Source organism: Nonomuraea sp. NPDC050328 (genome assembly GCF_044459405.1).
Lineage (GTDB): Bacteria > Actinomycetota > Actinomycetes > Streptosporangiales > Streptosporangiaceae > Nonomuraea.
On record NZ_JBITIW010000003.1, the window covers coordinates 971,301 to 985,596 of the forward strand.

Genomic DNA, 14,296 nt, shown 5'->3' on the forward strand with positions numbered 1-14,296 from the left:
TATTAGAAAGGAGTATTCCATGATCTTCACGGCCCGGCAAGCGTTTTGCCCGGGCTTGGGAGAGCTGGGGCGGAAAGTGGGCAGGGGTCGGTCTGGAAGGGTCCACGTCGAAAGGATGAGTGCCATGCCTCGGGGATCCAGCCCCAAGCGGGAACGGCAGTACGAGCACATCAAGGACAGCGCGCGCAAGCGCGGGACCAGCGAGAAGCGCGCCAAGGAGATCGCCGCCCGCACGGTCAACAAGGAGCGGGCCAGGTCCGGGGAGGCCAAGACGGCCAGCCGCACCTCGACCCAGGACATCTCCTCCAGCCGGCGCGGCGGGCTGCGCTCGCACTCCGGCTCGCAGGGCCGCACCAAGGAGCAGCTCTACGCCGAGGCGCGCAAGCGCAACATCGAAGGCCGGTCGAAGATGACCAAGGCCCAGTTGGAGAAGGCGCTCGGCTAACCGGCGTTGCTGTTTCGGCAACGAACTTTGCGCCCTGGGCCAGACGTGCCGCATAGTCGGGGCACGGAGGTGGTCGAGATGACCGACAGGTTGCTGAACAGCTATGACGTGGTGGTGGCCGGCGGAGGCGCCGCGGGACTGAACGGGGCGCTGATGCTGGCCCGATCCCGGCGCTCGGTCGTGGTGATCGACGCCGGCGACCCGCGCAACACGCCCGCCTCGGGCGTGCACGGGCTGCTGGGCCGCGAGGGCATGCCTCCGGCCGAGCTGCTGGCGCTGGGCCGGGCCGAGGTGCGCCAGTACGGCGGGCACGTGGTGCGGGGTGAGATCGCGAGCGCCCGGCGCGAGGAGGAGTCCGGCGGTTTCGTGGTGACCCTCGCCGACGGCCGGTCCGTGCGGGCCCGCCGGCTGCTGGTCACCACCGGGCTGTCGGACGAGCTCCCGGCCATCCCGGGGCTGCGCGAGCGCTTCGGCCGCGACGTGCTGCACTGCCCGTACTGCCACGGCTGGGAGGTGCGCGACCAGGCCATCGGGATCCTGGCCAGCGGGCCGATGTCCATGCACCAGGCGCTGCTGTTCCGGCAGCTCAGCGCGGACGTCGTCTACTTCACGCACACCGCGGCTCCGCTCACCGACGAGGAGCGGGCGCAGCTCGCGGCCCGTGGCGTCCGGGTCGAGGCGGGCGAGGTGACCGGCCTGGAGGTGACCGGGGACCGGCTGTCGGGCGTGCGGCTGGCCGACGGGCGGGTGGTCGCCCGCGAGGCGCTGGCCGTGGCGACCCGGATGGTGGCCAGGGCCGGGTTCCTGGACGGGCTCGGGCTGAAGGCCGTGGAGCACCCGATGGGAGTCGGCGAGCACATCCCGGTGGACGCCGCCGGCCGTACCGAGGTCGCCGGAGTCTGGGCGGCGGGCAACGTGAGCGACCTGATGGCGCAGGTCGGCGCGTCGGCGGCGGCCGGGGCCGCCGCCGGGGCGCAGATCAACGCCGACCTGGTGATGTCCGAGACCCGCGAGGCGGTCGCGGCGCTGGGCTGAGCGCGGAAGCGGGGCCGCCCTCCTGACGTGGGGCGGTCCCGCCGACTCTTGACAGCTTTTCTGTCAGGAGATACGTTCCGGCTTAATTTAAAGGAAACTTTCCTATTAGATTCCTTTAGAGAGCTCCCACCCCCCAACAGCCGGAGCAGTTCATGAAGCGTTTCCTCGTCGCAGCTCTCGGGGCCTTACTGATCCCCGGGGGCACCTTCATCGCCACCGTGCCGAGCGCCCACGCGGCGGTGCGGACCATGGCGCCCGCATGGGCGCCCTACACGACCTACGCCGTGGGCGCGGTTGTCACCTACAACGGGACCGACTACACCGCCGTCCAGGGCCACACCTCCTTGCCGGGCTGGGAGCCGCCGAACGTTCCCGCGCTGTGGAAGGCCGGCGGTGGCGGCGGCGGTGACACCCAGGCGCCCACGGTGCCGGGCAACCTGCGCAGCACGGCGACCACGACCAGCAGCATCGCGCTGGCCTGGAACGCCTCGACCGACAACGTCGGGGTGACCGGCTACGAGGTCTACCGCGGCAGCACCCTGGTGACCACCACCAACGGCACCACGCTGGCCTACACCGACAGCGGCCTGACCGCGGGCACGAGCTACACCTACACCGTCCGCGCCAAGGACGCCGCGAACAACCGCTCGGCCGACAGTGCCCCGCTGACCGCCTCGACCCAGCAGGGCAACGGCGCGCCCGGCCAGCCCGGCGCCCCGTCGGTCTCCTCGGTGACCGGCACCTCGATCGCCCTGTCCTGGGGCGCCTCGACCGGCACCGTCACCGGCTACCGGGTCTACGAGGGCAGCACCCAGGTCGCCCAGGTGACCGGCACCTCGGCCACGATCACCGGGCTCGGCACCTGCACCTCGCACACCTACACGGTGCGCGCCTACAACGCCAACGGCGAGTCGGCTCCCAGCGCGCCGGTCTCCGGCACCACCACCGGGTGCACCGGCGGCGGCAACAAGCTGCTCGGCTACTTCGTGCAGTGGGGCGTCTACGGCCGCAACTACCACGTCAAGAACATCGACACCAGCGGCTCGGCCGCCAAGCTGACGCACATCAACTACGCCTTCGGCAACGTCCAGGGCGGCAAGTGCACCATCGGCGACTCCTTCGCCGACTACGAGAAGTCCTACGGCGCCGCCGAGAGCGTCGACGGCGTGGCCGACACCTGGGACCAGCCGCTGCGCGGCAGCTTCAACCAGCTCCGCAAGCTGAAGGCCAAGTACCCGCACATCAAGGTGCTGTTCTCCTTCGGCGGCTGGACCTGGTCCGGCGGCTTCGGCCAGGCGGCGCAGAACGCGGCCGCCTTCGCCGACTCCTGCTACAAGCTGGTCGAGGACCCGCGCTGGGCCGACGTGTTCGACGGCATCGACATCGACTGGGAGTACCCGAACGCCTGCGGCCTGACCTGTGACACCAGCGGTCCGGCGGCGTTCAAGAACCTCATGCAGGCTCTGCGCACCCGCTTCGGCCAGAACTACCTGGTCACCGCGGCCATCACCGCCGACGGCACCTCCGGCGGCAAGATCGACGCGGCCGACTACGGCGGCGCGGCGCAGTACCTCGACTGGTACAACGTCATGACCTACGACTTCTTCGGCGCCTGGGCCGCGCAGGGCCCGACCGCCCCGCACTCCCCGCTGACCACCTACAACGGCATCCCGACCCCGGGCTTCTACTCCGACAACGCGATCCAGAAGCTCAAGAGCAAGGGCGTCCCGGCCAGCAAGCTGCTGCTCGGCATCGGCTTCTACGGCCGCGGCTGGACCGGCGTCACCCAGTCCGCCCCCGGCGGCACCGCCACCGGCCCGGCGCCCGGCACCTACGAGCAGGGCAACGAGGACTACAAGGTCCTCAAGACCCGCTGCCCGGCCACCGGCACCGTCGCCGGCACCGCCTACGCGCACTGCGGCAACCAGTGGTGGAGCTACGACACCCCGGCGACCATCGGCGGGAAGATGAGCTACTCCAAGCAGCAGGCTCTCGGCGGCGCGTTCTTCTGGGAGCTCTCCGGTGACACCACCAACGGCGAGCTGATCACGGCCATGAAGAGCGGGCTCGGCTGAGCCGGCACGACCCGGCCCGCCCCTTCTGATCCGAGGAGGGCTCGGCCGGAGTAGGACGGGCGGGTGCGGCGCTCCGGGCGCCGCACCCGCTTCCTTTTCCGCCCTTCAGCCTTTCCGCCGCTCAGCTTTTCGCCCTTCAGCCTTTCCGCCGCTCAGCCTTTCCGCCGCTCAGCTTTTCCGCCCTTCAGCGGCCCAGCTCCGCTTCCCGGTCGAGGCGGCCCAGTTTGTGCGGGTTGCGGATCACGTAGATCCGGCTCACCCGCCCGTCCTCGATCACCAGCGCCACGGCCGCGTCCAGCCGCCCGTCCAGCTCGAAGCGCGCCGCCGGCCCGCCGTTCAGCCGCATCGGCGCCACCTCGAAGTCCAGCTCCAGCCGGGTCAGGGTCGCCAGCAGCGTGCTCACCCGCCCGGCGCCCCTGACCGGCCGCCGGGACGCGTTCACCACGCCGCCGCCGTCGGCGACCACGATCACGTCCGGGGCGAGCACCTCCATCAGCTCCCCCAGGTCGCCGCCGCGCACCGCGGCCAGGAACCGCTCGACGACCGCGTCCTGCTCGGCCCGGCTCACCCGGGTCCTCGGCCGCCGCGCACTCACGTGCGCCCGCGCCCGGTGCGCGATCTGCCGCACCGCCGCCGGCGTCCTGCCCACCGCCGCCGCGATCTCCTCGTACGGCGTGGCGAACACCTCGCGCAGCACGAACACCGCCCGCTCGGCCGGCCCGAGCGTCTCCAGTACGGTCAGCATCGCGTACGACACGCTCTCGGCGAGCTCCACGTCCTCGGCCACGTCGGGGCCGACCAGCAGCGGCTCCGGCAGCCACTCCCCCACGTACTCCTCCCGCCGCCTGGCCAGGGTGCGGAGCCGGTTGAGCGCCTGCCGGGTGACGCTCCGCACCAGGTAGGCGCGCGGATCGACCACCTCGTCCCGCGCCGCCGGGGCCAGTGCGGCCCAGCGCAACCACGTCTCCTGCACCACGTCCTCGGCGTCGGCGGCCGAACCGAGCACCTCGTAGGCGACGGTGAACAGCAACCTGCGGTGACCGACGAACGGATCCTCGGCGGGGGTTGGCTGGTGACGCGGGCCGTCGGCGGGCCGGGGGTGCTCGGGATCGCAGGGCTCGGTCATGGGGCCGGGGTGGCGCCGCTCGGCCGGGCCAGTGGCTCCAGGCCGCAGGCCGCGGCGAAGCCCTGCGCCTCGATGCCGAGGGCGACGTTCATCCGGGCGGTCTGGTTGGCCAGTGCGGCGAAGGCGGTGAGTTCGAGCAGCGCCGCCGGCCCCAACCGGTCCAGCAGCCGGGCCGACAGCTCGTCGGTCACCGTGGGCGGCGTCCGCGACATCGCCTCGGCGTACTCCAGCACGTCCCGCTCCAGCGGCGTGAACAGCGCCGACTCCCGCCACCTGGGCACCTCACGCGCCTTGGCCATGTCCAGCCCCTCGTTGTGCGCGCGGAAGTACCCGTAGTCCAGGCAGAAGGAGCAGCCGACCAGGGCGGCCACCGCCAGGTGCGCGTAGGACTTCAGGTTCTCGTCGCACCGGTCCCACCTGGTGGCCTTGCGGCCCATCCCGAGGGTGGCGCCGAGCACGGGCCGATGGTGCCACAGCACCCCGAGCGAATCGGGCACCTCGCCCAGCATCCGCTTGCTCGCCCGCTTCAGCACGGCTCCGTACAGGCCGGTGATCTCGGCGTGGGGAATCCGGTTTCCGGTCATGCGTCTCCTCCTCGGATCTGCTCTCCCCATGCAGACACCGCCCGCCGCCCGAGTGTGACACCGCACCGGCCGAGGACCGCCGGGTCAGGCGTAGCGCGGGTCGCGCTCACCGGAGTACACCACCGTCATGCCCAGCCGCGCGACGAGCGTCCCCGGGTTGCGGTACACGTGCGGCCGGTCACCGCGCATCCGCAACGCGTCGCCCTCCCGCAGCTCGAACTCCGCTCCCCCGACCCCCACCTGCAGCTCCCCCTCATAGAGGTGCAGCAGTTCCCGGGTGCCCGCCGGGTGCCCGGGCGAGCGGATCTCGTCCCCCGCCGCGATCACGAAGTCCCACACCTCCACGAACGGCGCCTGCCCGTCGTTGACCAGCAGCCTGGACCGGCTGGCCCGGCCGGCGGGCCGTTCCAGCACCTCCGCCGCCCGCGCCACATACCCCAGTTCCTCGGGCGGCTCGACCAGCACGCCGATCGGCACGCCCAGCGTGGCCGCGAGCCTGGCCAGCGTGGCGACGCTGGCATTGGTCCTGGCCGTCTCGATCTGCTGGACCATGTTGCGGCTCACCCCGGACCTGGTGGCCAGGTCCTCCAGCCGCCAGCCCAGGGCCTGCCGGGCCGCCCGCACGTTGGCCGCCAGAGTGCGCGTCACCTCTTCCATGAGACCATTATAGTATGCCGGAGACACAATATTCTGTACGTCTGCTGGTCGGGGCCGGATTCGTCGACTACCTGGGCTCCGGGTTGTTCCTCGCGCTGTCGGCCGTCTACTTCACCCAGCACGCCGGCTTACCCGCCTGGCAGGTCGGGGCGGGGCTGGGCCTCGGTGGCTCGCTCGCGTTGCTCTGCTCGGCGCCCGTGGGCCGGCTCGCCGACCGGCTGGGGACCCGGCGGGTGCTGGTCGCCCTGCATCTGGCCCGGGCCGCCGGGACCGCGGGGTACATGGTGGTCGGCGGCTGGCCGTCCTTCCTCGCCGCCGCGTGCCTGGTCACCGTGGCCGACCAGGGCATCGTCACGCTGACCCAGGCGCTGGCGGCCGAGCTCGCCGGGGCGGGCCGCCGGGAGCGGGTCATGGCGCACTACCGCACGGTCGCGAACCTGGCGATCAGTGCCGGGGGGCTGCTGGGCGGGGTGCTGACCGCTTCGGGCACCCGGGACTCCTTCCAGGTCGTGTTGCTGGCCAACGCCGCGGCGTACGTCGTGGTCGCCGCGCTCCTGCTCACCCTCCGCACCGCACCCCGTGCGAGCCCGCCCGACGGCCTGGAGAAGCCGAGCCCGCCCGGAGACCTGGAAAGGCCGAGCCCGTGGCGGAACCCGCGGCTGCTGACCCTCGCCGGGCTCGACACCCTGCTCCAGCTCTGGCAGCCGGTCCTCAACCTGGGCTTCCCGCTCTGGCTGGCCCTCCAGGAGCCCGCCCTGCGGCCCTGGATCGGCCCGCTGTACGCGATCAACACGGTCCTCTGCGTCCTGCTGCAGTTCCCCGCCGCCCGGCTGACCGCCACACCCGAAGCGGCCCGCCGCCGGCAGGCGGCCGGCGCGGTACTGCTGGCCGCCGCCTGCCTTGGCTACTGGGCCGGCTGGTTCGCCGCGGCCACGGTCCTGCTCACCCTCGGCGAGCTGCTCGCCGTCAGCGCGGCCTGGACGTTGTCCTACGCCCTCGCGCCGGCGGAGGGCAGGGCCGAGCATCTGGCGGTGTTCGGCATGGGACGCTCCTTCTCCCGGTACGTGCTCGGGCCGATCCTGGTCACCGGCCTGCTCCAGTTCCTCGGCGGGCCGAGCTGGGCCGTACTGGCCGGCCTGTTCGTGGCCGCGGCGGCGGCCACGCTCGCCTGGCGCCCGCCCGCGACCTGGCCCGGCGGTTGAACGCCGGGTTACCGCCGGAAGGACATCAGCGGACGATTCGCCGCCACGCCCGCCGAGCGCCCCTCCCCGGCCTCCGCACGCCCTCGCGTTGCGACAGGATGGCCCGGCAGAACCACACGCACGACAAGGGGACCGGGTGAAGCCGCACGGGGTGGGCGAGGTCGCGCTGCTCTTCCTCAAGCTGGGAACCATCGCCTTCGGCGGCCCGGCGGCGCACATCGCGATGATGCGCGACGAGCTGGTGCGCCGTCGCGGCTGGGTCACCGACGAGCGCTTCGCCGACCTGATGGGCGCCACCAACCTGATCCCCGGGCCCAACTCCACCGAGCTGGCCATCCACCTCGGCTACGACCGCGCTCGCCGGCGCGGGCTGCTGGCGGCGGGGGTCTGCTTCATCCTTCCCGCGGCGCTGATCGTGACCGCCCTGGCCTGGGCGTACGTCACTTACGGGCAGACGCCCGCGGTCGAGGGGCTGCTGTACGGGATCGTCCCTGCGGTGATCGCGATCATCGCGCACGCGCTCTTCGGGCTGCTGCGCACGGTGATCAAGACGGTCTGGCTCGGCGTGCTGGCCGCCGCGGCGCTGGCCGCCTACCTGCTCGGCGTCAACGAGCTGGTCGTGCTCGCGGCGGGGGCTTTGCTGGCGGCAGGGGTACGGCTGGCGCGGCGGCCGGGGGCGCACGGGCTGCTGGCCGTACCGCTGCTGGGGTCTGGGGTGAACGAGCAGCTCTTCCTCACCATGCTGAAGATCGGCTCGGTGCTGTACGGCAGCGGCTACGTGCTGCTGGCCTTCCTGCGCGGCGACTTCGTGGAACGGCTCGGCTGGATCACCGAGCAGCAGCTCATGGACGCCGTCTCCATCGGCCAGGTCACCCCTGGGCCGGTGTTCACCACGGCGACGTTCATCGGCTACCTCGTGGCGGGGCCGCTCGGCGCCTTCCTGGCCACGGTGGCGATCTTCCTGCCCTCCTTCGTCTTCGTCGGCCTGCTCACCCGGATCACCGATCGGCTGCGCTCCAGCGAGTGGACCTCGGCGCTGCTCGACGGGCTCAACGCCGCCGCGCTGGCGCTGATGGCGGGGGTCTCGCTCCAGCTCGGCCGCGCCTCGATCGTCGACCCGCCGACCGCGGCCATCGCCATAGTGACCCTGGTGCTGCTCTGGCGGACCAGGCTCAACAACGCCTGGTACATCGCCGCGGGCGCGCTGGTCGGTCTCGTGCACGTCTGGCTGTCCTAACGGCCCCTCCCGGAGGGGCGAAAAATTTCACGTCATCAGTATTGATGAAGGGATCCTTCGGAGTTACGTTCATGATCGGCCTCTAAACCCCCCTCACATGCCTGAGAGGCGAGCATGGTGACACTTCCCCAGGCCCTTCGATCCGCGATCCCCTTCCTCGCCGCCTGCGTGGTGGCCCTCCTGCCCGCGGTGCCCGCCAGCGCCGCCGGCGACCCGCCCGCCGACCCCGCCGCCGAGCAGTCCACCGAGCAGTCCACCGACCAGCCGGCCGACGCCACGGCCCTGCTGGCGGTCTCGCACAAGAGCCCCTTCAACTGCGGCAAGACCTTCTACGCCAACAACTGGACCGGCGGCCACAACCCGAACGGCTCCATCGACTGGCAGAACTACGGCGGCGACGAGACCAACGGCGAGCCCGTGCGCGCCACGGCCGCCGGGACCGCCTACTTCTACGACTACGGCAACACCAGCTACGGCAAGTGGGTCGAGATCCACCACTCCGACGGCTCCCGCACCCGCTACGCGCACATGTCGAGCATGGTCCGGGCGGCCGGGGCCTCGATGGGCGTCAGCCAGGGCACCCAGATCGGCAACGTGGGCGCCACCGGCACCTCCGTCCCGCACCTGCACTACGAGCAGCGGTTCTCCGGCGGCGGGATGGACACCAGCCCGACCGTCGAGGGCGTCACCGTCTCGCTCGGCCAGAAGAAGGCCATCACCAGCACCAACGCCTGCGGTGGCGGCACCAACCCGTACACCCCGCAGGAGGCGTGCGGCAGCGGCTACGCGGTCGTCGACTCGGCCGGGCTGAGCGGCGGCACCACCTACCTGCTGTACAACTCCGGCAACGGTTACAACTGCGTCGTGACCATGAAGTCGACCAACCTCGGCGTCAACACCGCGGTCTCGGCCTTCCTGGAGCCGCAGGGCGAGAGCCGGGTGACCGACGCCGGGAACTTCGGGTACTACGCCGGCCCGGTCCGCCTGCACGCCGCCGGGCAGTGCGTGCGCTGGGGCGGCTCGGTCGGCAGCAGCTCCTACACCAGCCCCTTCGAGCACTGCGGCTAGCCGTACCTCCGGGGAGGACTCCTCCCTGACCTCGTGATCCGGGTCCCGCCGGGCGAGCACGCTCGCCCGGCGGGACCTTCGTGTTCGGCCCGGACCTGGACGGGCGGGATCAGCCGGAAGTGGGCTATGGTCGGCCTTGTGGCAGGCTCCGGCACCCGACCGCTCGGCGCCATCGCGCTCCCGTGCGTGATGGGCCTGCTTCTGCTGCTCGGCGGCCTGCTGTACGGCAGCGCCGCCGGCACCGGCGGCGAGCAGGCACGGGACGCGCAGGAGACGGTGAGCTGGGACGGCTGGGACTCCCAGCTCTCCACGCCGCCGCCGCGCACCCAGGCCGGCGCCGTCATCCTGTGGCCGGCCGGTGACCGTACCCTGCCCGCCCACGTGGTCCTGCTGCCCGGCCCCGGCCTGCGCGCCGACGCCCTGCGTGACCCGCAGCAGCTCGCCCACCGCATCGCCGGGCCGCGCAGCCCGCCGCTGATCTGACCCACTCCAGCCGCGTCCCTTTCCCACGCTAGGAGCCGGTCTCGTCATGGCCGAAACCAGATCAGTCCACGCCCACCTGCAGAACTACGACCGCCACCTCAACCGCCTGGAAGAGCTGCGCGCCCTGCTGTACGAGCTGCGCGCCGGCACGCCCGCCGCCCGCGCCGCCGAGGCCGCCCTCGAACGGATGGACCACGGCGACTACGGCCTGTGCCGGCTCTGCGGGGCGCTCATCCCGCTCGCCCACCTGCTGCGCACGCCCGACCGTCCCACCTGCGTCTCCTGCGCCACTCCGCCGCGGCCCCGGGAGGCGGCGTGAGCGCCGTGCGAGCCGCTCCCGGCGGGGTCAGCTTCGTGGCGCTCGACCTGGGCACCGCCCGGACCCGCTCGTTGTGCTCGGCCAGCCCGGCCATCGCCGACCGCCCCTCCCACCTCCCCTCCCACCTCTCCGCCAGGCCGCCACGCTCGGGGCAGGCGCTGCGGCACGGCATGGTCGCCGACCGGGGCTCCTGCCTGGAGCTGGCCCGGCTGGTGATGCGCGAGGCCCGGCTGTCGGGCGGCTGGCCGGTCGCGCACGTGGTGGCCGGGATCCCGCTGGCCGCCTCTTCCCACGACCGGCGGGCCGTACGCGAGTCGGTCGGGGCGGCGGCGGGCTGCCCGGTCACGCTGATCGAGGAGCCGTTGGCCGCCGCGGCGGGCGCCGGGCTCGACCTCGCCGACCCGCGCCCGCGGCTGCTGCTGGACGTCGGCGCGGGCATCGTCGAGGCCGTGACCCTGCGCGGCGGCGCGATCGAGGACGCCACCGCGCTCCAGCTCGCCGCCACCACCTCCGCCGGACTGGTCTCCTACGCCCAGGACAGCGTCGTCGCCATGACCGCCGCGCTGCTGCACCGCCTGTCCGGCCGCGCCCGCGCCACCGCGCGGGAGGCCGGGCTGGTCGTCACCGGCGGCGGCGCCCACGAGAGCGCGCTGGTGACGCGGCTGTCCACCGCCTTGCGCATGCCCGTCCGGGCCGCGCCCGAGCCGCAGCACGCCACCATCCGCGGCCTGCTGCGGCTGTCGCTCACCACCGGTCTCCCCGGAACGGAGGTCAGTCCGGAGGGGCGAGCGCGATGACGGCATACCGTTCACCATCGACGGACCGGCCCCACAGCGCGGGGTCGGCGAGCGGGTCGACCCACACGTCGGCCAGCCCGGGCGGCAGCGCCGGGACGAGACGGTCCGCCTCCACGCCGCCCGACCAGGGAAACCCGCTCTCCACGTAGTCACCGCCGGTCGCCCAGCGGCCCTCGATCAGGACCAGGCGGCCGCCGGGGCGCAGGAGGGTGACCCAGTGGCGCAGGGCGGCCTCCGGATCCGGGAGGGTCCACAGCAGGTGGCGGGCGAGGATCACGTCGAACGGGCCGGCGACCGGCGGGTCAGCCGCGTCGCCGACCACCACGCCGGCCTCGAACCCGGCGGCGGTGAGCTTGGTCCTGGCCAGAGCCACCATCCGCGGGGACAGGTCCACGCCGACCGGGCGGTGGCCTTGCCCGGCGAGGAGCAGGGTCAGGGAGCCGGTGCCGCAGCCGAGGTCGAGGACGTCCACCGGCAGGGGTGGCAGCCAGGAGCGCAGGCGCGCCGCCCAGGCGGCGCTGACCGCCGGGTCGCGGAGACCGTGGTCGGCTTCCTCGTCGAAGGTGGCCGCGGCGGCGTCCCAGAAGGCGGCGATCGAGCTCATGGCGCGAGCATGGCAGCCGCCACCGACACTTCGCCCGGTGCGCTGCCCGCCAGGGGTGGTTCCGGGGGGACAGGCGGGGCAGGTGGCCCTTCGCGGGTGGTCTCCGACTGATCGGATAGCGTCTGGTCTGGGAACACTCGCCGGAAAGAGGGGACGGCAGAGGTGAACGTGGCCCTGGGGCTGTTGGCCGTGGTCGTCCTCACGCTGGCCACGGGTTACTTCGTGGCGCAGGAGTTCGCCTTCGTGAGCGCCGATCGGCTGCTGCTGGCGCAGCGGGCGGCAGAGGGGGACGGCAAGGCGGGCAAGGCGGTCCGGGTGATGGAGCGGCTGTCGTTCATGCTGTCCGGCGCCCAGCTCGGGATCACGGTGACCGCGCTGGTGGTGGGGTTCATCGCGAAACCGGCCCTGGCCGAGCTGATCGCGCCGGGGCTGGAGGCGCTGGGCGTGCCGGCGGGTGTGGTCGGCGGGCTGGCGCTGACGCTGGGGTTCGTGGTCGCGACGGTGGTGCAGATGGTGCTCGGGGAGCTGGCGCCGAAGAACCTCGCGCTGGCCAGGCCCGAGCGGCTGGCCCGCGCGCTGGCCGGGTCCACGCTGGTCTACCTGGCCGTCGCGGGGCCGGTCGTCCGGCTGTTCGACGGCGCGGCGACCAGGCTGCTGCGCGCGATCGGCATCGAGCCGGTCGAGGAGCTGCATCACGGCGCGACGCTGGAGGAGCTGGGGCACATCATCGGCGAGTCGGAGGCGCACGGCCACCTGCCGGGCAGCCAGGCCGACGTGCTGGAGCGCGCGCTGGCCTTCGCCGACCACACCGCCGAGGAGGTGATGGTGCCCCGGGTGGACGTGATCACGGTCAACGCCGAGGCCACCGTCCCGGCGCTCGACCGGCTGATCGCCACCTACGGCCACACCCACTACCCGGTGCTGGGCGACCGCCTGGACGACGTCGTCGGGGTGGTCGGGCTGAAGGAGCTGACGCCGCTGCCGCCCGAGCGGGCCGCGACGACCCGGCTGCGGGAGCTGGCCAGGCCGGTGATCGTCGTGCCGTTCTCGACCTCGCTGCCGGACCTGGTCGCCGAGCTGCACGCGCAGGGCGAGGAGGTGGCCGTGGTGGTGGACGAGCACGGCGGCCTGGCCGGCCTGGTGACCTGGGAGGACATCGCCGAAGAGCTGGTGGGCGAGATCGCCGACGAGAACGACGTGGACGAGCCGGCGATCGTCCGGCGGGGCGAGGGCTGGGAGGTGGACGGCGCCCTGCGCATCGACGAGATCGCCCTGGCCACCGACCTGGAGCTGCCGGACGAGGACGACTACGACACCCTGGCCGGGCTCATCCTCAACGAGCTGGGCCGCTTCGCCGTACCGGGTGACGTGCTGACCGTGGCGCTGGCGCCGACGTTGGACGAGCAAGCGCCGACGCACGCGCGCCTGGAGGTCCTCACGCTCGACCACCACGTCCCCGAGCGGGTACGGCTGACGCCGGTGTCCGGGCGGGAGGAGCAGGCATGAGCCTCGGCGCCGGCCTGGCCGTCACCCTCGCCCTCCTGCTGGGCAACGGCTTCTTCGTGGCCGCCGAGTTCGCCCTGGTCGCGGCCAAGCGGCACCGGCTGGAGAAGCAGGCGGCCCGCGGCAGCCGGGCGGCCAGGGCGGCGGTGAACGGCATCAGGGAGCTGTCGCTCATGCTGGCCGGCGCGCAGCTCGGCATCACGTTGTGCTCGCTGGGCCTGGGCGTGGTGTCCGAGCCGGTGATCGCGGGCACGCTGGCCCCGCTCTTCCACGGCCTGGGCCTGCCGTCGGCCGCCGCGCACGCGGTGGCCTTCGTGCTCGCCCTGGGCCTGGTCACCTTCCTGCACATGGTGATCGGCGAGATGATGGCGAAGTCGTGGGCGATCGCCCATCCGGAGCGCTCGGCGACGGTGCTGGCGTTGCCCTTCCGCGGGTTCACCGTGGTGGTCCGGCCGCTGCTGAAGCTGCTCAACGGGATGAGCGACCTGCTGCTGCGGCTGTTCCGGGTCCGGCCGCGCGAGGACGGCGGCAACCCGCGCACCCCGGCGCAGTTGCGGCATCTGGTGGCCGAGTCACGGCGGCTGGGGCTGATCGAGCCGGAGGAGCACGGCGTGCTCAGCCGCGCGCTGGCCGCGCCGACGGTGGCGATCGACGAGTTCGTGGTGCCGGTGGCCGACATCGTGGGCGTCCCGGCGGCGGCCTCGCCGCAGGAGGTGATCGACCTGTCCGCGGAGGCGGACCGGACCAGGATGATCGTCTGGGAGGACGGGAGGCCGCTGGGCGTGCTGCACGTGCGCGACGCCTATCTCGCCCGGGTGCGCGGCTCGGCCGTCCCGGCGCGGCGGCTGGTGCATCCGGTGCCGGTGCTGGCGCCGGGCACGACGGTGTCGGCGGCGCTGAGCACGATGCGGGCGGCGCACAGCCAGGTGGCGCTGGTCGGCGAGGGCTCGCTGCGCGGCCTGGTGACCCTCGACGACCTGCTGGCCACGCTGCTGGTCCAAGACTGAGGCAGGGCCGGGAGACGGACGTCTCCCGGCCCCGGCGGCGACGGCTAGTCGCGCGGGTCCCAGCCGTCGGTGTCGACGTCGAGGTCGAGTTCGTCGGCGATGTCGTCCCATTCGGCGTACTTGAAGTTGGTGTTCTCCCGGTCGGGCACCTCGG

At 72.9% G+C, this 14,296-nt stretch carries 15 protein-coding genes; 11 read left to right on the forward strand and 4 right to left on the reverse strand.

Going from position 1 to position 14,296, the window contains the following annotated elements; translation table 11 throughout:
• Positions 1-124 precede the first annotated feature (124 nt).
• From ACIBG7_RS16045 to ACIBG7_RS16055, 3 genes are all read left to right on the forward strand, one after another.
• A complete protein-coding gene (locus tag ACIBG7_RS16045; RefSeq protein WP_357933269.1) occupies positions 125-445 on the forward strand; it encodes a plasmid stabilization protein in 321 nt (106 codons plus the stop codon).
• Between the two features lie 78 nt (positions 446-523).
• A complete protein-coding gene (locus ACIBG7_RS16050) occupies positions 524-1,480 on the forward strand; it encodes an NAD(P)/FAD-dependent oxidoreductase (protein WP_397336682.1) in 957 nt (318 codons plus the stop codon).
• A 152-nt stretch (positions 1,481-1,632) separates the two neighbouring features.
• Complete coding sequence (locus ACIBG7_RS16055; RefSeq protein ID WP_397336683.1) at positions 1,633-3,555, forward strand: glycosyl hydrolase family 18 protein; 1,923 nt, start codon at positions 1,633-1,635, stop codon at positions 3,553-3,555.
• 184 nt (positions 3,556-3,739) lie between these two features.
• Here ACIBG7_RS16055 and ACIBG7_RS16060 read toward each other — a convergent pair whose 3' ends face one another.
• The 3 genes from ACIBG7_RS16060 to ACIBG7_RS16070 form a co-directional block, all read right to left on the reverse strand.
• Positions 3,740-4,681, reverse strand: a complete 942-nt coding sequence (locus tag ACIBG7_RS16060) for an RNA polymerase sigma-70 factor (protein WP_397336684.1) — start codon at positions 4,679-4,681, stop codon at positions 3,740-3,742.
• Positions 4,678-5,265, reverse strand: a complete 588-nt coding sequence (locus tag ACIBG7_RS16065; RefSeq protein WP_357933281.1) for a carboxymuconolactone decarboxylase family protein — start codon at positions 5,263-5,265, stop codon at positions 4,678-4,680. Before ACIBG7_RS16065 ends, ACIBG7_RS16060 begins: the two co-directional genes overlap by 4 nt.
• Before the next feature lie 84 nt (positions 5,266-5,349).
• Positions 5,350-5,922, reverse strand: a complete 573-nt coding sequence (locus tag ACIBG7_RS16070) for a helix-turn-helix domain-containing protein (protein WP_397336685.1) — start codon at positions 5,920-5,922, stop codon at positions 5,350-5,352.
• A 14-nt stretch (positions 5,923-5,936) separates the two neighbouring features.
• On the opposite strand from ACIBG7_RS16070, the gene ACIBG7_RS16075 reads away from it, so the two are divergent.
• The 6 genes from ACIBG7_RS16075 to ACIBG7_RS16100 all read left to right on the forward strand — a co-directional run bounded on the left by ACIBG7_RS16075 (position 5,937) and on the right by ACIBG7_RS16100 (position 11,028).
• A complete protein-coding gene (locus ACIBG7_RS16075; RefSeq protein WP_397336686.1) occupies positions 5,937-7,124 on the forward strand; it encodes an MFS transporter in 1,188 nt (395 codons plus the stop codon).
• A 136-nt stretch (positions 7,125-7,260) separates the two neighbouring features.
• The gene (chrA, locus tag ACIBG7_RS16080) at positions 7,261-8,361 is read left to right on the forward strand and encodes a chromate efflux transporter (RefSeq protein ID WP_397336687.1); all 1,101 of its coding nucleotides are present in this window, start codon (positions 7,261-7,263) and stop codon (positions 8,359-8,361) included.
• A 114-nt stretch (positions 8,362-8,475) separates the two neighbouring features.
• Entirely contained in the window at positions 8,476-9,429 is a 954-nt protein-coding gene (locus tag ACIBG7_RS16085; RefSeq protein WP_397336688.1) for a M23 family metallopeptidase, read from the forward strand.
• 138 nt (positions 9,430-9,567) lie between these two features.
• The gene (locus ACIBG7_RS16090) at positions 9,568-9,912 is read left to right on the forward strand and encodes a hypothetical protein (RefSeq protein WP_397336690.1); all 345 of its coding nucleotides are present in this window, start codon (positions 9,568-9,570) and stop codon (positions 9,910-9,912) included.
• A gap of 46 nt (positions 9,913-9,958) precedes the next feature.
• Positions 9,959-10,231 (forward strand): TraR/DksA C4-type zinc finger protein, encoded by a 273-nt coding sequence (locus tag ACIBG7_RS16095; protein ID WP_397336691.1) that lies wholly within the window; start codon positions 9,959-9,961, stop codon positions 10,229-10,231.
• Positions 10,228-11,028 carry a rod shape-determining protein gene (locus ACIBG7_RS16100; protein WP_357925625.1) on the forward strand — a complete coding sequence of 267 codons (801 nt, stop codon included), beginning with the start codon at positions 10,228-10,230 and terminating at the stop codon, positions 11,026-11,028. Before ACIBG7_RS16095 ends, ACIBG7_RS16100 begins: the two co-directional genes overlap by 4 nt.
• Here ACIBG7_RS16100 and ACIBG7_RS16105 read toward each other — a convergent pair.
• Complete coding sequence (locus ACIBG7_RS16105; RefSeq protein WP_397336692.1) at positions 11,003-11,632, reverse strand: class I SAM-dependent methyltransferase; 630 nt, start codon at positions 11,630-11,632, stop codon at positions 11,003-11,005. The two genes, ACIBG7_RS16100 and ACIBG7_RS16105, sit on opposite strands and share 26 nt — an antisense overlap.
• 162 nt (positions 11,633-11,794) lie before the next feature.
• On the opposite strand from ACIBG7_RS16105, the gene ACIBG7_RS16110 reads away from it, so the two are divergent.
• A complete protein-coding gene (locus tag ACIBG7_RS16110; protein ID WP_397336693.1) occupies positions 11,795-13,138 on the forward strand; it encodes a hemolysin family protein in 1,344 nt (447 codons plus the stop codon).
• Positions 13,135-14,142 carry a hemolysin family protein gene (locus ACIBG7_RS16115; protein WP_397336694.1) on the forward strand — a complete coding sequence of 336 codons (1,008 nt, stop codon included), beginning with the start codon at positions 13,135-13,137 and terminating at the stop codon, positions 14,140-14,142. Before ACIBG7_RS16110 ends, ACIBG7_RS16115 begins: the two co-directional genes overlap by 4 nt.
• The last annotated feature ends 154 nt before the right edge of the window (positions 14,143-14,296 follow it).